The sequence below is a fragment of the Rappaport israeli genome, from assembly GCF_001888055.1.
Lineage (GTDB): Bacteria > Pseudomonadota > Gammaproteobacteria > Cardiobacteriales > Cardiobacteriaceae > Rappaport > Rappaport israeli.
The window spans coordinates 13,719-29,108 of the sequence record NZ_LXHZ01000020.1; the positions used below are offsets into that span (position 1 = coordinate 13,719).

Consider the following 15,390-nt stretch of genomic DNA (forward strand, 5'->3'; position numbering starts at 1 on the left):
TTAAAAATTAGTTTGGCATAATCAATCCCAAATGCTGATAAGCATTGGCTGTTGCCATGCGTCCTCTTGGGGTTCGTTGAATAAATCCATGTTGAATTAAATAGGGTTCAACCACATCTTCCAGCGTGCCTTTTTCCTCGCCAACACTGGCTGCCAATGTATCTAACCCCACTGGCCCACCACCAAAATGCTCAATAATGCGGTGTAACAATCGCCTATCTAATTCATCTAAACCCACGGCGTCAATGGCTAGCAGTGCCAACGCTTGGTCTGCCATGGTTTGTGTAATCACCCCTTCACCGCGCACCTGCGCAAAATCACGTACACGACGCAATAAACGATTTGCAATGCGTGGCGTTCCTCGCGCGCGTCTACCAATTTCGCGCGCCCCACCTTCTTCAATGCGCACATTTAATAGTGTGGCAGCACGTTTAACAATAGCGGTTAATTCCTCGTGCGAATAAAATTGCAGATGATGCTAATGCCAAATCTATCGCGCAATGGCGCGGTTAGAAGTCCTGAACGCGTGGTTGCGCCTACCAAAGTAAAGGGGGGCAAATCTAATTTCACTGAGCGCGCAGCAGGACCTTCGCCAATCATGATATCAATTTGAAAATCTTCCATGGCAGGATAAAGCACCTCTTCAACGGCAGGCGATAATCGATGAATTTCATCAATAAACAACACATCATGCGCTTCTAGATTGGTCAAAATTGCCGCCAAATCCCCTGCTTTATCCAATATTGGCCCTGAAGTTTGGCGCAAACTGACCCCCAATTCAGCTGCGATAATGCTGGCTAAAGTTGTTTTCCCTAACCCTGGTGGGCCAAATAACAACACATGGTCAAGCGCCTCTTTGCGCGCCATTGTTGCCTGAATAAAAATTCCCAATTGCGCTTTTAAATCCGCCTGACCAATATATTCTGCCAAGCGCTTAGGACGCACCGCCCGCTCCACGCTTTGTTCTTCAAAAGCGCTCAACCCTGCCTGCACTAAACGGTCAGATTCAATCATCGTCTACTCTTAAATTTGTATTGCAACGCTTTTTTAAGCAATGTATCCGCCGCCACTAGCGCTCCATCTTCATAGTCTTCCAATACTTTTTCCAAAAGCCGCGCCGCCTCGGCAGGTTTATAGCCAAGCGCTATCAATGCCTCTTCACTGTCTTTTACGGCAAGATTAGACGATGATATTGAACCACTTACTTTCACACTAGGCGTTATAAAGGCTTTCCCCACACGGTCATTTAATTCTATGAGCAAGCGTTCAGCAGTTTTTTTCCCAATCCCTGGCAAACTGATTAACGCCGCACTATTTTGTTCGCGAATAATCTCCACCAACGCCTCAACGCTAAAGCCAGATAAAATCAACAACGCCAATTTAGGGCCAATTCCACTCACGCGGATAAGCTCACGAAATAACTGTCTTTGCTCAAAAGATTGAAAACCAAACAAAAAATGCCCATCTTCACGCACATTATGATGAATAAACAGCTCAAATACCTGTCCCACCACCGCTTGAGCCATCAGCGCAATCGGCACACTCACCTCATAGCCCACACCAGAGACATTGATAATCAAGCTATTGGCTTGTTTATATACAACATTGCCTTGCAAATATGCAATCATCTTACCACTCCCAAGCCGATTCTAAGCCTGCCTGTTGCTGACGTTTATGGGTTTGCAGATGGTGTCCATGGGTTAACGCAACTGCTAGCGCATCTGCTGCATCACTTTGAATTGTCCCAGTACGATTAAGAAGAATTTTAATCATATGTTGCACTTGGGATTTTTCTGCACTGCCCTTACCAACCACCGCCTGCTTAATGCTACGCGCTGAATATTCAGAGATAGGCAACTGCGCCAAAACCGCCGCACAAATAGCCACCCCACGCGCCTGCCCTAACTTCAGCGCTGAATTGGGATTTTTATGCACAAAAATAGACTCAATCGCAAATTCTTGTGGCTGATAGTGCTCAATTAACCACTCAATGCCCTGATGAATTTGCATCAAACGCACAGGCATCTCTTCTTTTGCCAAACGAATACAACCACTATCAACATAGCGCGACTGAGCCCCGCACACATCAACAATCCCATAGCCTGTTACCAACGAACCAGGATCAATTCCTAAAATGCGAATTGTTCGCGCCACAAAAACCGCCTACCCCTCAAACTCATCTGGGAAATCGGCATTGGTATAGACATTTTGCGTATCATCTAATTCTTCCAAACGCTCAATCAAGCGCATCACCTTATCGGCATCCTCCAAGCTTACAGGAGATAGATTATCTGCACGCATCGTAACCTCACTATCATCAGGGGTAAATCCAGCGGCACATAGCGCCTCATAGACTGCGGCATAATTTTCAGGGGCAGTTAACACCTCCACACTCCCCTCTTCTAACACCACATCCTCAGCACCAGCCTCCAAAGCTGCTTCTAAAAGCGCCTCATCATCTTCCACCTGCTCAAAAACAACACACCACGCTCATTAAACTGAAAAGCCACTGAACCAGCTGTTCCCAAATTACCGCCTGCCTTAGAAAAAGCATGGCGCACCTCACCAACGGTACGATTTTTATTATCCGTTAAACAATCGACCATAATCGCCACCCCCCCAGCGCCATAGCCTTCATAACGAATCTCCTCTACTTGCACCCCTTCTAGCTCACCTGCCCCCCGTTTAATCGCTCGCTCCATCGTATCTTTAGGCATATTTTCCGCCTGCGCCTTACTGATGGCCAAACGAAGACGTGGATTAGAATCCACATCTGAACCGCCTTGGCGTGCTGCAACCGTCAATTCACGAATCAAGCGCGTAAACACCTTGCCACGCTTTGCATCTTCCTTTGCTTTTTTGTGTTTAATATTTGCCCATTTACTATGACCTGCCATAACTCCCTCACTTAAAACTAAAAAACATCAAAAAATTTTAATCCCTACTGCACTGATTCTAATCTGAGTGTTGGTTCATCTAAATCCTGCACCGACTCCAAAGACAGCGGCGCAACCTGTTGTTGCGGTAAAAAATTTTCCTCAGACGTAATATTAGGGCGCCTGATAACCCCTCGCTCTGTTTCTAGCACCATCTCACGCGCCACAGGTTCATAAGGTCTTAATACCGCCTTAGAGGTATCAGAACGAAAAAACCGTCCCACATAATCTGGCACATAGCGCCCACCCCACTGCGCCAAACTCATAAAAGTTGGCGCAAGTTGCGAATTTTGCCACATTGATTCATGCTTAAGCGGTGTAAACGAACCAAAAAACACCAACAACGCTCCAATTAACAGCCCACGCACTCCTCCAAACACCATACCCAGCACACGGTCAACCCCGCTTAAACCCACACGACTAAATAATTGTGCCAACAATAAATTCAACAATCCAATTGCAAAAAGCGATAACAAAAACACTCCGCCAAAAGCAGCAATATAACTAATTAAATTATCATTTATAAAATGATGCACATAGCGCTGACTCACCAACTCAGCAAAATACCACGCCACATAAATTGACACAAACCACGCCAGCAAAGACAGCACCTCGCGCACCAACCCACGCGCCAGCCCCACCAACGCTGATATAACCAGCGCTGCTAATAACACCGCATCCAACCAATTTAAATCTTCCATTGCATATCCTCACCTAAAGCACAATTAGCGCGTAATTTCTCGCGCATTAATATCCATACTTTTCAGCACATTCAAATAATTAGGCACATCACTAGGCGCCAAAGGACCCACCAACACCCGATGATAGCGCTTACCCTGCACCTCAGCGATAACAATCTCGGCAGGCCATTGTCTTTGTAGCATCTGCTCACGTCTAACTTGAGCATTTTCACTATCGGCAAAACTACCTACCTGCAACCAAGCCCCACCACGATTAACCGTTTGTTGCGTAGGCGTTAGTTGTACGGGCACAGCCTCATTTTGCACTGGTTCAAGTGCCGTTTTATCCACAACAATTGCCTGCTCTATTTGTGGTTGCATTCCCCCATTGTCTTGAATGCCTTCTGCTGAAAGTAGCGTAATTTGAGGAGATTGTGTTGTTGATACTCCCCCAACAGGCACACGACTCACCCCTACAGACTCCCCATTTGGGGAAGCCACTTCTACACGCACACGGTCATTTTGCAACGCCTGAGGCAACTCAGGGCGAAACCAATAGTCATAAAATATCAACACCACAATCCCAAGCGCAAAAAGCCCGATTAACCGTACAATCCACTTATTCATATATTCCCCTAAAAGCCAAACTCAACATTTCAAACCTCCCTTTCTGCCTGCATCAGCAAAAGCGCCTGCGCCACCGTAACAAACGACCCCATCACCACATAAAGCACGCCCTGCGTTTTCTCATGGTTTAACATCATTTCAATCCCCTGCGCCACATCTTCTGCCACCTCGCACGCCTGAGCTGACACCCCCGCAGCCAACGCTTGCTCAAACAGCCATTGCTTATCCCCACCACGTGCCGTCTTAAGTGAGACCAAATACCAACGTTGAACCTGCGCTTTTAGCGCCTCAAATACCGCAACCGCATCCTTATCCGCCAACATACCACACAACACCACCACCGACCGCCCAACCGCCTTTTGCGCTAAAAATTGCGCCAATACTACCGCACTATCCCTATTATGCGCCACATCCAACACCCAATCACGACACCCAAACGCCATATTCATCAAACGCCCAGCATGTTTTGTATGGACAAGCGCTTGGATTAAAGCCTCACGCTTTAGCGGAAAAAAATCAGCCAAAACCACCAAACACGCGGCAAAATGCCCTAATTGATGCGCTCCCCACAACCATTTTGGCAAAGGCAATTGGCTAAAAGTTTGCTGTGAAAACACCACCTCAAACTCAGCCTCTTGCGCATTGACCTGAAACTCCGACCTTAACACCCATGGACGAACCCCCAACTCACGCGCGCACTCCAATAGCGCCTTCTCAGGATTACCATCTGCACAAACCACCCGCTGACCTGCTCGCATAACCCCAGCTTTCTCGCGCGCAATCTCCGCCACTCCCTCCCCCAGCCACTGCATATGGTCAAGCCCAATGGTGGTAAAAAATTGCCGCCTCTGCATCAATAAGATTAACAGCATCTAAGCGCCCACCCAGCCCCACCTCCAACACCGCCACCTGAGGAAAATCCTGCGCCATCAAATAAAACGCCGCCAACGCCGCCCATTCAAAATACGACAACGAAATCTCCCCGCGCGCTTGGTCAATCTGAGCAAAAGCGCTCACCAAACGTTTCTCCGCCACCCATTGCGCATCAAAACGAATCCGCTCTCGATAATCAATTAAATGCGGTGAAGTAAAACTCGCCACCGACACCCCATGCGCCATACAAAGCGCCTCCAACCAACGCACACACGACCCCTTACCATTTGTGCCCGCCACCACCACCACATGCTCTGCCAACTTAGGCGCTCCCATCCGTTGCCAAACCTCACCCACCCGTTGCAACCCCAAATCCCATGCTTTGCTATGCGCGCCCTCCTGCCAACTCAACCAGCGCGACAACGAATCATTTTCCGACAAACCACTATTCATTACGCCTTCCCGCTCTCCGACTCATCCACCTCATCCGACTTATCCACCTCATCCAACGCCCCTTCTGTAGAGGATTCATCTGATACCGCCTGCGTCTGCTCCCGCACCTCCACCATTTTAGGCATTGCCTGATTAAGCAAAAGCGCGCACAAACTCGCCAATTCCTCCCGCATCTGCCTACGGTCAACAATGCGGTCAATCGCGCCCTTATTCATTAAAAATTCACTGCGCTGAAATCCTTCAGGCAACTTCTCGCGCACCGTTTGCTCAATCACCCTAGGGCCTGCAAAACCAATCAACGCATTAGGCTCTGCCAAAATCAAATCCCCCAGCATCGCTAAAGAAGCGCTTACTCCACCCATCGTTGGGTCAGTTAAAACAGAAATATACGGCAAACCCGCCTGTGTTAGTTGTGTTAGCGCCGCGCTTGTTTTCGCCATTTGCATCAAAGAAGTTAATCCCTCCTGCATCCGCGCACCACCACTAGCAGAAAAACAAATAAACGGCGTTTTATGCAAAATCGCATATTCCACCGCCTGCACAAAGCGCTCCCCCACCACAGAACCCATTGAACCGCCCATATAAGAAAATTCAAAAGCCACCACCGTAACAGGCTGAGCAAAAATCTCACCAGCCATCGCCACCAGCGCCTCATTTTCGCCACTGGATTTTTGTGCAGCACTAATGCGGTCTTTATAGCGCTTAGAATCTTTAAATTTCAAAATATCCACTGGTACAAGATTGCCCGCAATTTCTACAACCTCTGCCTCTTTATCCAACAACCATTGCAATCGTTGACGCGCTTTAATGCGCATATGGTGCCCACATTTTGGACACACCTGCAAATTAAAATCCAAATCTTGGGCATACAACACACTGCCACAATTCTCACATGTCTTCCAAAGCCCATCTGGCACTTGTTGATTTTTGTTTTTTGTTTTAATGCGCGAAGGCACTAAATTTTCAAACCAGCTCATAGACTCTCCTTTGCCATTTATCTATTAGACAACCCTCTGATTAACAGAGAATTAATCAATCAAACCTTGTTCAATCAAAACTTTCGCAATGCCATCTTCTTCCAAGGTTGGCGCAACCACATCCGCCACTGCCAACAACTCTGGTTGACCATCTGCCATCGCCACCCCAACACCTGAAAATTCAATCATCTCCAAATCATTAAATCCATCCCCAAAAGTCATAATTTCCTCTGCTGATAGACCCAACTGCTCCAAGATCACCGTAATCCCACGGATTTTAGACGCCTCTTTTGGCAACAAATCCACCGCATTATGCCGCCAAGCAATCAATTTAAACCCAGCAAACTCTGGTAAATCCATCAAAGACGCCTTAAATTCTTCTTCAGCAAACAACAAAATCTGCTGAACATCATGTTCAAGATAATAATCAGGCTCAACCGAAAAATCCGCAATATAGCGCAAAGCCTTTTGTACACATTCATGATCACTACTTGTCGCTATACGCTCATTTGAGACCAACCCATAATGCAAACCCTGCGCACGCACCACAGGCAACATCTTCTCAATGGCTTGTTTATCGATAGACTCAATAAATAACGTCCGCCCTTGATATTGCACACATTGCCCATTGGTCGTAATAAGTGCCTCAATGCCCACCTCCTTTATCAAATCAACCACCGCCTCAGGCAAAGCACAGGCACTGCGCCCCGTCGCAATCCCAACCAACACCCCAGCCGCCTTTAGCGCTTTTAAAGCAGGCGCAAGCGATGAAGGCAAATATTGCGCCTCTTTACGATACAACGTGCCATCAATATCAAAAAATACCGCTTTAATCGTTGGCTTATGCGCATTACTCATCATCTTCCTCCTTTGTGCGAACGTATCGCTAAAATTGATACGTTAGCGAGAGCGACCCAAAAACTTGGTCATCTGCTAACGGTGAATGAAATTCCTTAGAACGCCAATTTAGCGTATAACTTGCGCGCCAGTTATCATAACTTGCTGTTACCCCTAAAGCAGCGTCATGCACCCACCATTGCCGCCCCACCCGATGGCTCTCTTTAAACGTATTGCCATCTAAAAACAAATTACGCCCCATCAAACGCGTATCCCAACCTAAAAACACCATCCAAGACCAAGCCTCTGACGCCCGTTCAAAATAGCCACTTCCTGGAATAGCAGGACGCACACGCACTGGTTGGGTTTGCCAACGCAAAGCCTTTGGCGTTAAATCAATGGTAAAACCTGCATTTGCATAGGTATAAACATTGCCCAACGTCAGCCCCACATGCGGCGCAAAGCGCACAAACCAATCATTTTCAATCGTTGCCGCCCAATACTGCGGCCAATTACGCTCCCACGACAACATCAGCACTGGTTCATCTTTTAATTGAAAACGCCACCCTGAAGGCGTATCTGAACCGATTAATTTATGAAATCTTTTTTGAATGGGCTCACCCAACGCACTCGGGCCCACCCAGCCTAAAGTTAACTCCACATTATCCACATGATCATAAGTTAGCGTATTCACACCTGCAGAAGCATATAAAAAAGCCGCGTAAGGTCTATCCTCGCGGTTTAAAAAATCCTCGGTAATATCTTTAGGGGAATACAAATTATGCCCAAAAGTAAAATAAGAATTTGAGCTCTCATTATGCTCATAAGCAGGCACCAAACGGTCAATCCATTGCACATAAAACGGCTGTTTAGTGGCGGTATTGTAGTAAGTTAAGCGCAGTCCGTTGGTGTAATCTTTATCCGTACCATTGCCAAATTTATCATTTTCCACACTCAGCGTAATAAAACGCGCCTGCGCAGTTTTTACAGAAGGCGGAATTTCATCGACCAAATGCCTAACCGCTGGCTCAACCGCCACCTCTGGCAATTTATCCCCAACCGTATCTTTTGCCTGTTGCATCCGCGCCATGAGCGCCTGCCAAGCGCTTGGTGCTTCTTGCGCGTTTGCCTTGCCTATTACAAACACCACCGCACACAGCAAAGCTTTCTCCCAATTAAACGAAAGCATGGATAACCTCACAACAAAGGACTCAACAGACGCACACAGCGCTCAATAAAACGGCTCATTATCGGGCGCTTTTGCCACAAACTCAAGTCAACCCCCTCACAGCCTTGCAAGTAGCCCTCCTGCACTTTCACAATCTCCGCCACCGTCTTTTCATCATAGACTGCCAACGACACCTCCATATTCAAATAAAACTCCGCATATCCATATTCACCGTGCCAAAAAGCGCATAGCGCCCATCAACTACCACCGTCTTACTATGCAACAACCCCTGAGAAAACATCGCCAGTTCTACCCCCGCCTCCAACAACATCTGATAATAAGCACGCGAAGCATAACTCACCAACCACGAATCAATCGCCTTAGGTAAAACAATCACCACCCGAACCCCACGCTTAGCCGCTAAAACAAGCGCCATCAACAACGACTCATCAGGGACAAAATAAGGCGTTGTAATCACCACAGAATCCAGCGCCGTATACAACGCGGCAATAATCGTCTCATAAACGATAGACCCCTTTTGGTCAGGCGCAGACGGAATTACCTGCAACAACGCCTGCCCATGAGACTCCTCCACCGCACCCACCACAGGCAACTCTTGCAAATAACGCCCCAAATAAGTTTGCGTATCGCGCAAATTACGGTCATTTTCCACCGCCCAATCCACATAAAACACACTCGCCAACCACTGCACCACCGCCCCCTCACAGCGCATCATCACATCCACCCACTCCCCCACTCCTAATTCTTGTTTAAAAAACCGCGGGTCCACCAAATTATAGCTCCCCGTATAAGCTATTTTATGGTCAACAATCAACAGCTTACGATGATTACGCAAATCATTGCGCACAAACAACATCTTCAACACCCCAATAGGCAACGCACGCGTCAACGCCACCCCATTTTCTTGCAACCGCTTAGCCCACGGACTATTAATAAACCGCTTACTGCCCACATCATCAACCATCAACTGACAGCGCACCCCACGCTTTGCCGCCGCCTCCAAAGCCTCCAACACCGCCTCCACCCGTCCAGTTGCCTCCACAATATAAAACATCACCAAACAAGAGCTCTGCGCCCGCTCAATATCCTCTACAAACGCTGCCAAAATCGCCTCAGGCGTTGTAAATAACCGCGTTTTATTCCCATCGCCAATCCCATAACCCATCCGCCGATACGTCAGCGCCCCAAGCCCCAAAAACCGCTTTTCCACCCTCCGCTTATCAAAAACAAACGCCTCTTTAAACTGCTGATTAAACTGCTCATAAAAAGAGCGTATTTCCTGCTTACGCCTTAAGCGCTTTACCCCCAACCGAGGCTCCCCAAAAAGCAAATACGCCAGCGTCCCCACATAGGGCAAGACAAACAAAATCACCAACCACGCCAACGCCACACTCGATGCTCGCTTACTGTAAATAATGCGTACCGCAAAAAACAAATTCAGCACAAAATGCCCAATGAGCAACAATTCCGTAAGCGAATAAGTAGAAAACATAACAACCTTCTAAAAGCAAAGCAAAAGACAAACAGCTGACAAAAAAAGCAACATAGCCTATCATACCCAGCCCTAAAACCGCCGAATTTTTACCGATGCGCCTACTCACCTACAACATCCAAGCCGCCATCCACAGCCAAAGCTATTTAAGCTACACCTACCAATGGCCACGCCAAATCCTCCCCACCCCCACCAAAACGCGCACCCTGCACCGCATCGCCGCTTATATAGATACCTTTGACCTCGTCTGCCTACAAGAAATCGCCCTCGGCGGACTAAGAAACGGCTTTAAAAACCAAATTCATCAACTCCTTGAACACACCCACTTCCCCCACAGCCTCCACCAACTCACCCGTCGCATCAGCGCACTTTCTCACCACGGCAACCTCATCCTAAGCAAACACCCCCTAACCCCCATCCTCAACACCCCACTCCCCAGCCGCATCAAAGGACGTGGCGTCTTAGCCGTTCAAATCCAACATCAGCAAACCCCACTTGTCATTGCCAACATCCACCTAAGCCTAGGACAAACCGACCAACAGCGCCAACTCACCTTCATCTGCGACCAACTCAAAGACCACCCCAACGTCCTACTCATCGGCGATTTTAACTGCACCCCACAAAGCCCACCCCTGCAACACCTCCAACACCTCGGCTACCGCCCCCTAGGCGACCAAAGCCCGACCTTTCCTGCATGGCAACCCAAAAAGCGCCTAGACCACGCCTATATAAAAGGCAATCTAAACGCCCAAAGCCACGTCAGCGAATTCAACCACTCCGACCATCTCCCTCTTATCATCGAACTCTAAATATGCGCATCGACCTCATCACCATCGCCAACAAAGCGCCCAACTGGGTCAATCAAGGCTATCAAGACTACAGCCAACGCCTAAAAGACCCAAGCCTACACCTCATTGAAATCCCCCTACAAAAGCGCACCAACCCAAACCAACTCGCCCAACACCTTGCCAAAGAAAGCGAACAAATTTTAAAAGCCTGCCAAAACGCCCAATACATCGTCATCCTAGACTCATCGGGCAAATCTTATACCAGCGAACAACTCGCCCAACGCCTCCTCTATTGGCAAAGCCAAGCCCAGCGCCTCGCGCTAATCATCGGCGGGCCTGAAGGACTCTCGCCAACCATCAAAGCGCGCGCTCATGAAAGCTGGTCATTAGGCGCACTCACCCTCCCTCATCCCCTTGTGCGCATCGTCGCCGCCGAAGCACTCTACCGCGCTCATAGCATCAACCAAAACCACCCCTACCACCGCGCCTAATAATAAAGTAGCGCCCATTGTCAAAATCACCCATTTTTCCAACAAAAATTTTATGTCATATAGTCGGAGAAGTGAAAAAGTAGTACAAGGCGGCGAGCCGCAGACAGTACAGATAGTACGGCAAGGCGAGCCAACGCTGTAATACTTTTTCAATTCTTCGACTATATGGCTCCTAAATTTCTTTTACCTTCTCTTTAAACACCTCATCATAAATGCGCAACACCTGCTCACGCACACCCTGCCAATCTTTCGCCGCCACTACATTATTCTGTCCATTTAAATAGCGGTGATGCGCCGCCTCACGCAATCGCCGATACGCATCGCGCAAGGTCATCGCCATAGAAGAGCCAATAATCCCCGTCGCCTCCAACGCCGCCAACTGGCGAATATTATCACTCATCCGCGCAATCACTGGCTCTTCATGCGCATGATTTAACAACAAAAACTGCACCATAAACTCAATATCAATCAACCCCCGCGCGACTGTTTCAAATCAAACCATTGCTCCTCAAGCGCCTCCCCTGCGCCATGTGCGATAAAATTTAGCCACATCTTCTCGCGCATCTCCTTTACTTGGCTAGCCAGCGTCTGCGCACGTGGCAAACACAACACCTCACGCCGAAGCGCGGTAAAAGCCTCCCCTAACGCCATATCTCCACAAATAAAACGCGCACGCGACAACGCCTGATGCTCCCACGTCCACGCATTATTTTTCTGATAAGTCGCAAATCCCGCCAAAGAAGAAACCAGCATCCCCGCACGCCCACTCGGACGCAAACGCATATCCACCTCATACAACCGCCCCCCTGACGAACTAGACGCCAAATAATGCGTCAAGCGCTGCACCAGTTTGGCAAAAAACACCGCATTATCCACCGACTTCTCCCCATCGGTCACCCCCTTACCGCCCACCTCATCATATAAAAACAACAAATCCAAATCAGAGGCATAACTCAACTCCACCCCGCCCAATTCCCATACGCCACAACCGCAAACAACGCACGATTACCAGCGCCATCTAACGGCAAACCATAGCGCCTTTGCGTATCTAACAACGCGCGCTGATACGCACACTCCAACACCAACTCCGCCACCTCACTCAAACAATCACTCACCGTCATCAACCCCATCGTGCCATGAACATCTGCCCAAGCAATCTTAAACAACTGCGCATCTTTAAACGCTCTTAGCGCCTGCACCCACAATTCATCGTCCTCAAGCCCCTGCAAACGCGCCGCCAAATCACGCTCCAATTGCGCGCGCTGACGAAACGCCCGCCGCTCACCCAGCACCTCATCTAACACCAACGGATGCTCACAAATAAAACGCATCAACCAACTTGAACTCACCGCAATATCACATAAATGCCCTACCACATTCGTCTGCTCCGCCAACAACTCCACATATTGCGCACGCTCACTGACCGCCAACAACAACGCCAAAAGCCCCTGCAAAGCTTGCGCCTGCCCACGTTGCACCGATTGCATCAACATCTGCGCCAATACCTTTTGCAAACGCGCCACCGCCTGCTCTGACAACTCCTCCCAACGCATCTGACGGGCAAAATCCACCAGCAAACGCCCCATTTGCTCCACCTCCTCAGCGCACACCCCCTGAGCTTCAAGCCAAAGTGCCAAACGCTGCAAATCAGGCGCGCGCCAATCGATCATCAACAACCCCTCATCCACCCGCATTTCATCGCCCACAAACACCTCCTGAAACACCCCATCGACACACATCCGCGCCGCCTCAAGCGCCTGCTCAAGCGCCTCTACTGACAAAAACCCCGACGCCAACGCCAAACGTTGCCAATCCGCCGTCGTCTCAGGCAAATGATGTACTTGTTTTTCCTTATCAAACTGCAACGCATTTTCCAGCGTCCGCAACAACAAATACGCCTCAGACAACGCCTGCGCCTGCGCCTTAGACCACAACTCCAAACGCGCCAAATTCCACAGCGCCTGCAAAAAATTCTGCCCCTGCAACAGCGGATAAATCCCCCATAAATCATTTGCATCGCCTGCACACAAAACTCCGCCTCACGAATCCCCCCCACCCCCAACTTCAAATGTCGCGCCATCCCCTCCTTTTGAATCTGACGATTAATCCCAAGCTTCATCTGCGTAATCGCCTCAAGCGTCTGATAATCCAACTGCCTGCGATACATAAACCCCTGCAAACGCCCAAGCAACACCGCCCCACCCTTTTTATCGCCTGCAACCGCGCGCGCCTTCATCAACGCATAGCGCTCCCAATCCCGCCCATGGCGCACATAATATTGCGCCATAGCCTCAAACGTTATCGCCAACGCCCCAGACTGCCCAAACGGACGCAAACGCATATCCACCCGATAAACAAACCCCTCCACCGTTACCGCATCCAAAGCATAAATCACCTTCTGCGCCAACTTACGAAAAAACACCGAATGCTCCAACGACCGCTGCCCCACGCCTGCCTGCGTCATCCCCTCCTCAGCAAAGGCAAACATCAAATCCACATCAGAAGAAAAATTCAACTCCCAACCGCCTAACTTCCCCATCCCCAAAATCACCATCCCCATCTTCTCACCCGCCCCATCCAACGGATACCCATAACGCTCAACCAACGCCTGCCAATGCCAATCATACGCCGCCTGCAACAAACACTGCGCCAACGCACTCAACGCATATAAAAAATCCACCTGCTCCAAGCGCCTAGACACCACCGCCTCAATCAAAGCCACCTGATGACGATGCTTAAACAAACGCAAAGCCCGCATCAACGCCTCTTCATCCGCCCCCACCTGCGCGCTAAACTCCTGCCACTGCAACATAAAATCATAATTTCGCCAATCTCTCGGTGCACAAACAAAATCCCACCACATCGGATAACGGCGCAACTGCTCACCTGCATACTCACTCACCGACACCAACCGACAAGCCGACTCCCCTGCCACCCAATCCAAATCCGCCTCCGACTCCTGCCAAAATGCCAACCACCGCGCCACTCGCTCCTGCATCTCATCCTCCCAACACATCATAAAAAACCTCTATAATACGCCCCTCACCCACCACCAGCACCCCAAATGACCCCAACCTACTGGCAACAAGCCACCCAAACCCTAAGCGCCACCTGCCCCATTCTCGCGCATCTAATTCACAGCCATCCCAATAGCAGCCTAAAAATCCGCCCCCGACCCCCTACAAAACCTCATCCGCGCCATCATCGGACAACAACTCTCCACCAAAGCCGCCAACACCCTCTGGCAACGCCTCAACCAACATACCCCCATCACCGCCCAAGCACTACAGCAACAACCCCTCACCACCCTACAAAGCCTCGGACTCTCCCAGCGCAAAAGTCAATACATCCACGCCGTCTGCCAGTATTTCCTCCATAACAACATCACCAGCGCCCACTATTTCGAACAAAAAAGCGACACAGAAATTATCAACGAACTCACCAGCCTCTACGGCATCGGTAAATGGAGCGCACAAATGTTTTTAATCTTCACCCTCGCACGCCCCAACATCCTCCCAAGCGCCGACCTAGGACTACAACGCGCCCTAAGCCAAAACTACCAACATGAACGCCTCACCCCCTCACAAATAGAAAAACGCTACATACCGCTTTTTAGCCCATGGTGTAGCGTCGCTACATGGTATCTTTGGCAAAGCCTTAATGAATAATAAACACCAAAAGACTAATCATTAACCTGAGTTCGGGATAAGCCACCTCTATTTAGCAGCCGCCAAAGCATTCTTCCCAAACATCTGCGGCTTATACGCAAACAAGCAATATGCCGTTAATCCAGAAATCAGATTCAACAAAAATCCCTTCTCTGAACGATGGCGAGTATGTTCAATTTGGCATAGATTCTTTAACTGATCAAAAATTGTTTCAACAACACATCTTTGTTTTAACAACCTTTTTTGTTCAGGACGTTGGGGCGGGGATTTCATATTCTTTTTCTTGCCTGTCAGTAAAGTGATGTTGTATAGTCTCTTAACTTCAAAATGAGATTATTCTAAGCGCTTCTCCTAACAAAATGTGTATCTCTAAGTCTCA

Annotated in this window: 15 protein-coding genes and 5 pseudogenes; 3 read left to right on the forward strand and 17 right to left on the reverse strand. The window is 49.0% G+C overall.

Translation table 11 applies throughout. The features are described from left to right. Positions 1 to 7 precede the first annotated feature (7 nt). From ruvB to cls, 13 genes and pseudogenes are all read right to left on the reverse strand, one after another. Positions 8 to 1,014, reverse strand: a pseudogene (ruvB, locus tag A5N84_RS13400) (Holliday junction branch migration DNA helicase RuvB). Then, positions 1,011 to 1,628: a Holliday junction branch migration protein RuvA gene (gene ruvA, locus A5N84_RS05130; RefSeq protein WP_072281517.1), complete on the reverse strand. Its 618-nt coding sequence runs from the start codon at positions 1,626 to 1,628 to the stop codon at positions 1,011 to 1,013. The pseudogene ruvB and the gene ruvA overlap by 4 nt, the downstream one beginning before the upstream one ends. A 1-nt stretch (position 1,629) precedes the next feature. After that, positions 1,630 to 2,154, reverse strand: a complete 525-nt coding sequence (gene ruvC / locus A5N84_RS05135; RefSeq protein WP_072281518.1) for a crossover junction endodeoxyribonuclease RuvC — start codon at positions 2,152 to 2,154, stop codon at positions 1,630 to 1,632. Between the two features lie 9 nt (positions 2,155 to 2,163). After that, positions 2,164 to 2,897, reverse strand: a pseudogene (locus tag A5N84_RS13050) (YebC/PmpR family DNA-binding transcriptional regulator). A 44-nt stretch (positions 2,898 to 2,941) separates the two neighbouring features. Next, positions 2,942 to 3,637: a CvpA family protein gene (locus A5N84_RS05145; protein ID WP_072281519.1), complete on the reverse strand. Its 696-nt coding sequence runs from the start codon at positions 3,635 to 3,637 to the stop codon at positions 2,942 to 2,944. 24 nt (positions 3,638 to 3,661) lie between these two features. Beyond that, entirely contained in the window at positions 3,662 to 4,243 is a 582-nt protein-coding gene (locus A5N84_RS05150; RefSeq protein ID WP_072281520.1) for an SPOR domain-containing protein, read from the reverse strand. Positions 4,244 to 4,272: 29 nt separating this feature from the next. Beyond that, on the reverse strand, positions 4,273 to 5,115 hold the full coding sequence (locus A5N84_RS09920; RefSeq protein ID WP_143324839.1) for a glutamate ligase domain-containing protein: 843 nt from the start codon (positions 5,113 to 5,115) through the stop codon (positions 4,273 to 4,275). After that, positions 5,060 to 5,569 (reverse strand): folylpolyglutamate synthase/dihydrofolate synthase family protein, encoded by a 510-nt coding sequence (locus tag A5N84_RS09925; RefSeq protein WP_143324840.1) that lies wholly within the window; start codon positions 5,567 to 5,569, stop codon positions 5,060 to 5,062. The genes A5N84_RS09920 and A5N84_RS09925 overlap by 56 nt, the downstream gene beginning before the upstream one ends. After that, on the reverse strand, positions 5,569 to 6,546 hold the full coding sequence (gene accD / locus A5N84_RS05160; protein ID WP_072281521.1) for an acetyl-CoA carboxylase, carboxyltransferase subunit beta: 978 nt from the start codon (positions 6,544 to 6,546) through the stop codon (positions 5,569 to 5,571). The genes A5N84_RS09925 and accD overlap by 1 nt, the downstream gene beginning before the upstream one ends. A gap of 51 nt (positions 6,547 to 6,597) precedes the next feature. Then, positions 6,598 to 7,404 carry a Cof-type HAD-IIB family hydrolase gene (locus tag A5N84_RS05165; protein ID WP_158008646.1) on the reverse strand — a complete coding sequence of 269 codons (807 nt, stop codon included), beginning with the start codon at positions 7,402 to 7,404 and terminating at the stop codon, positions 6,598 to 6,600. Positions 7,405 to 7,432: 28 nt separating this feature from the next. Next, the gene (locus A5N84_RS05170) at positions 7,433 to 8,572 is read right to left on the reverse strand and encodes a lipid A deacylase LpxR family protein (RefSeq protein ID WP_072281523.1); all 1,140 of its coding nucleotides are present in this window, start codon (positions 8,570 to 8,572) and stop codon (positions 7,433 to 7,435) included. A gap of 8 nt (positions 8,573 to 8,580) precedes the next feature. Further along, positions 8,581 to 8,757 carry a hypothetical protein gene (locus A5N84_RS10680; RefSeq protein WP_198923798.1) on the reverse strand — a complete coding sequence of 59 codons (177 nt, stop codon included), beginning with the start codon at positions 8,755 to 8,757 and terminating at the stop codon, positions 8,581 to 8,583. Beyond that, complete coding sequence (gene cls / locus A5N84_RS05175; protein WP_198923799.1) at positions 8,754 to 10,064, reverse strand: cardiolipin synthase; 1,311 nt, start codon at positions 10,062 to 10,064, stop codon at positions 8,754 to 8,756. Before cls ends, A5N84_RS10680 begins: the two co-directional genes overlap by 4 nt. Positions 10,065 to 10,159: 95 nt before the next feature. On the opposite strand from cls, the gene A5N84_RS05180 reads away from it, so the two are divergent. Then, positions 10,160 to 10,873, forward strand: coding sequence for an endonuclease/exonuclease/phosphatase family protein (locus A5N84_RS05180; protein ID WP_072281524.1), 714 nt, complete (start codon positions 10,160 to 10,162; stop codon positions 10,871 to 10,873). 2 nt (positions 10,874 to 10,875) lie between these two features. Continuing rightward, positions 10,876 to 11,343: a 23S rRNA (pseudouridine(1915)-N(3))-methyltransferase RlmH gene (rlmH, locus tag A5N84_RS05185; protein WP_072281525.1), complete on the forward strand. Its 468-nt coding sequence runs from the start codon at positions 10,876 to 10,878 to the stop codon at positions 11,341 to 11,343. A gap of 172 nt (positions 11,344 to 11,515) precedes the next feature. Here the strand turns inward: rlmH and A5N84_RS05195 are convergent, their stop codons facing one another. From A5N84_RS05195 to A5N84_RS05210, 3 genes and pseudogenes are all read right to left on the reverse strand, one after another. Further along, on the reverse strand, positions 11,516 to 11,815 hold the full coding sequence (locus A5N84_RS05195) for a [protein-PII] uridylyltransferase family protein (protein WP_072281527.1): 300 nt from the start codon (positions 11,813 to 11,815) through the stop codon (positions 11,516 to 11,518). Next, positions 11,812 to 13,373: pseudogene (locus A5N84_RS13405) on the reverse strand ([protein-PII] uridylyltransferase family protein). Before A5N84_RS13405 ends, A5N84_RS05195 begins: the two are co-directional and overlap by 4 nt. Further along, positions 13,358 to 14,362 (reverse strand): annotated as a pseudogene (locus tag A5N84_RS05210) (bifunctional [glutamate--ammonia ligase]-adenylyl-L-tyrosine phosphorylase/[glutamate--ammonia-ligase] adenylyltransferase); the annotation flags it as partial. The pseudogenes A5N84_RS13405 and A5N84_RS05210, both read right to left, overlap by 16 nt. A 184-nt stretch (positions 14,363 to 14,546) precedes the next feature. Between A5N84_RS05210 and A5N84_RS05215 the strand changes: the two are divergent. Beyond that, positions 14,547 to 15,011, forward strand: coding sequence for a DNA-3-methyladenine glycosylase family protein (locus A5N84_RS05215; protein ID WP_233119966.1), 465 nt, complete (start codon positions 14,547 to 14,549; stop codon positions 15,009 to 15,011). A gap of 48 nt (positions 15,012 to 15,059) precedes the next feature. Here the strand turns inward: A5N84_RS05215 and A5N84_RS13410 are convergent. Then, a pseudogene (locus A5N84_RS13410) lies at positions 15,060 to 15,332 on the reverse strand (transposase); the annotation flags it as partial. Between the last annotated feature and the right edge of the window lie 58 nt (positions 15,333 to 15,390).

Coding starts and splice junctions, on each gene's coding strand:
- A5N84_RS05165 (WP_158008646.1), bottom strand. CDS start 7,404: ATGAGTAATGCGCATAAGCCAACGATTAAAGCGGTATTTTTTGATATT.
- A5N84_RS05150 (WP_072281520.1), bottom strand. CDS start 4,243: ATGAATAAGTGGATTGTACGGTTAATCGGGCTTTTTGCGCTTGGGATT.
- cls (WP_198923799.1), bottom strand. CDS start 10,064: ATGTTTTCTACTTATTCGCTTACGGAATTGTTGCTCATTGGGCATTTT.
- A5N84_RS05170 (WP_072281523.1), bottom strand. CDS start 8,572: ATGCTTTCGTTTAATTGGGAGAAAGCTTTGCTGTGTGCGGTGGTGTTT.
- A5N84_RS05145 (WP_072281519.1), bottom strand. CDS start 3,637: ATGGAAGATTTAAATTGGTTGGATGCGGTGTTATTAGCAGCGCTGGTT.
- accD (WP_072281521.1), bottom strand. CDS start 6,546: ATGAGCTGGTTTGAAAATTTAGTGCCTTCGCGCATTAAAACAAAAAAC.
- ruvA (WP_072281517.1), bottom strand. CDS start 1,628: ATGATTGCATATTTGCAAGGCAATGTTGTATATAAACAAGCCAATAGC.
- A5N84_RS09925 (WP_143324840.1), bottom strand. CDS start 5,569: ATGAATAGTGGTTTGTCGGAAAATGATTCGTTGTCGCGCTGGTTGAGT.
- A5N84_RS09920 (WP_143324839.1), bottom strand. CDS start 5,115: ATGCTGTTAATCTTATTGATGCAGAGGCGGCAATTTTTTACCACCATT.
- A5N84_RS05180 (WP_072281524.1), top strand. CDS start 10,160: ATGCGCCTACTCACCTACAACATCCAAGCCGCCATCCACAGCCAAAGC.
- rlmH (WP_072281525.1), top strand. CDS start 10,876: ATGCGCATCGACCTCATCACCATCGCCAACAAAGCGCCCAACTGGGTC.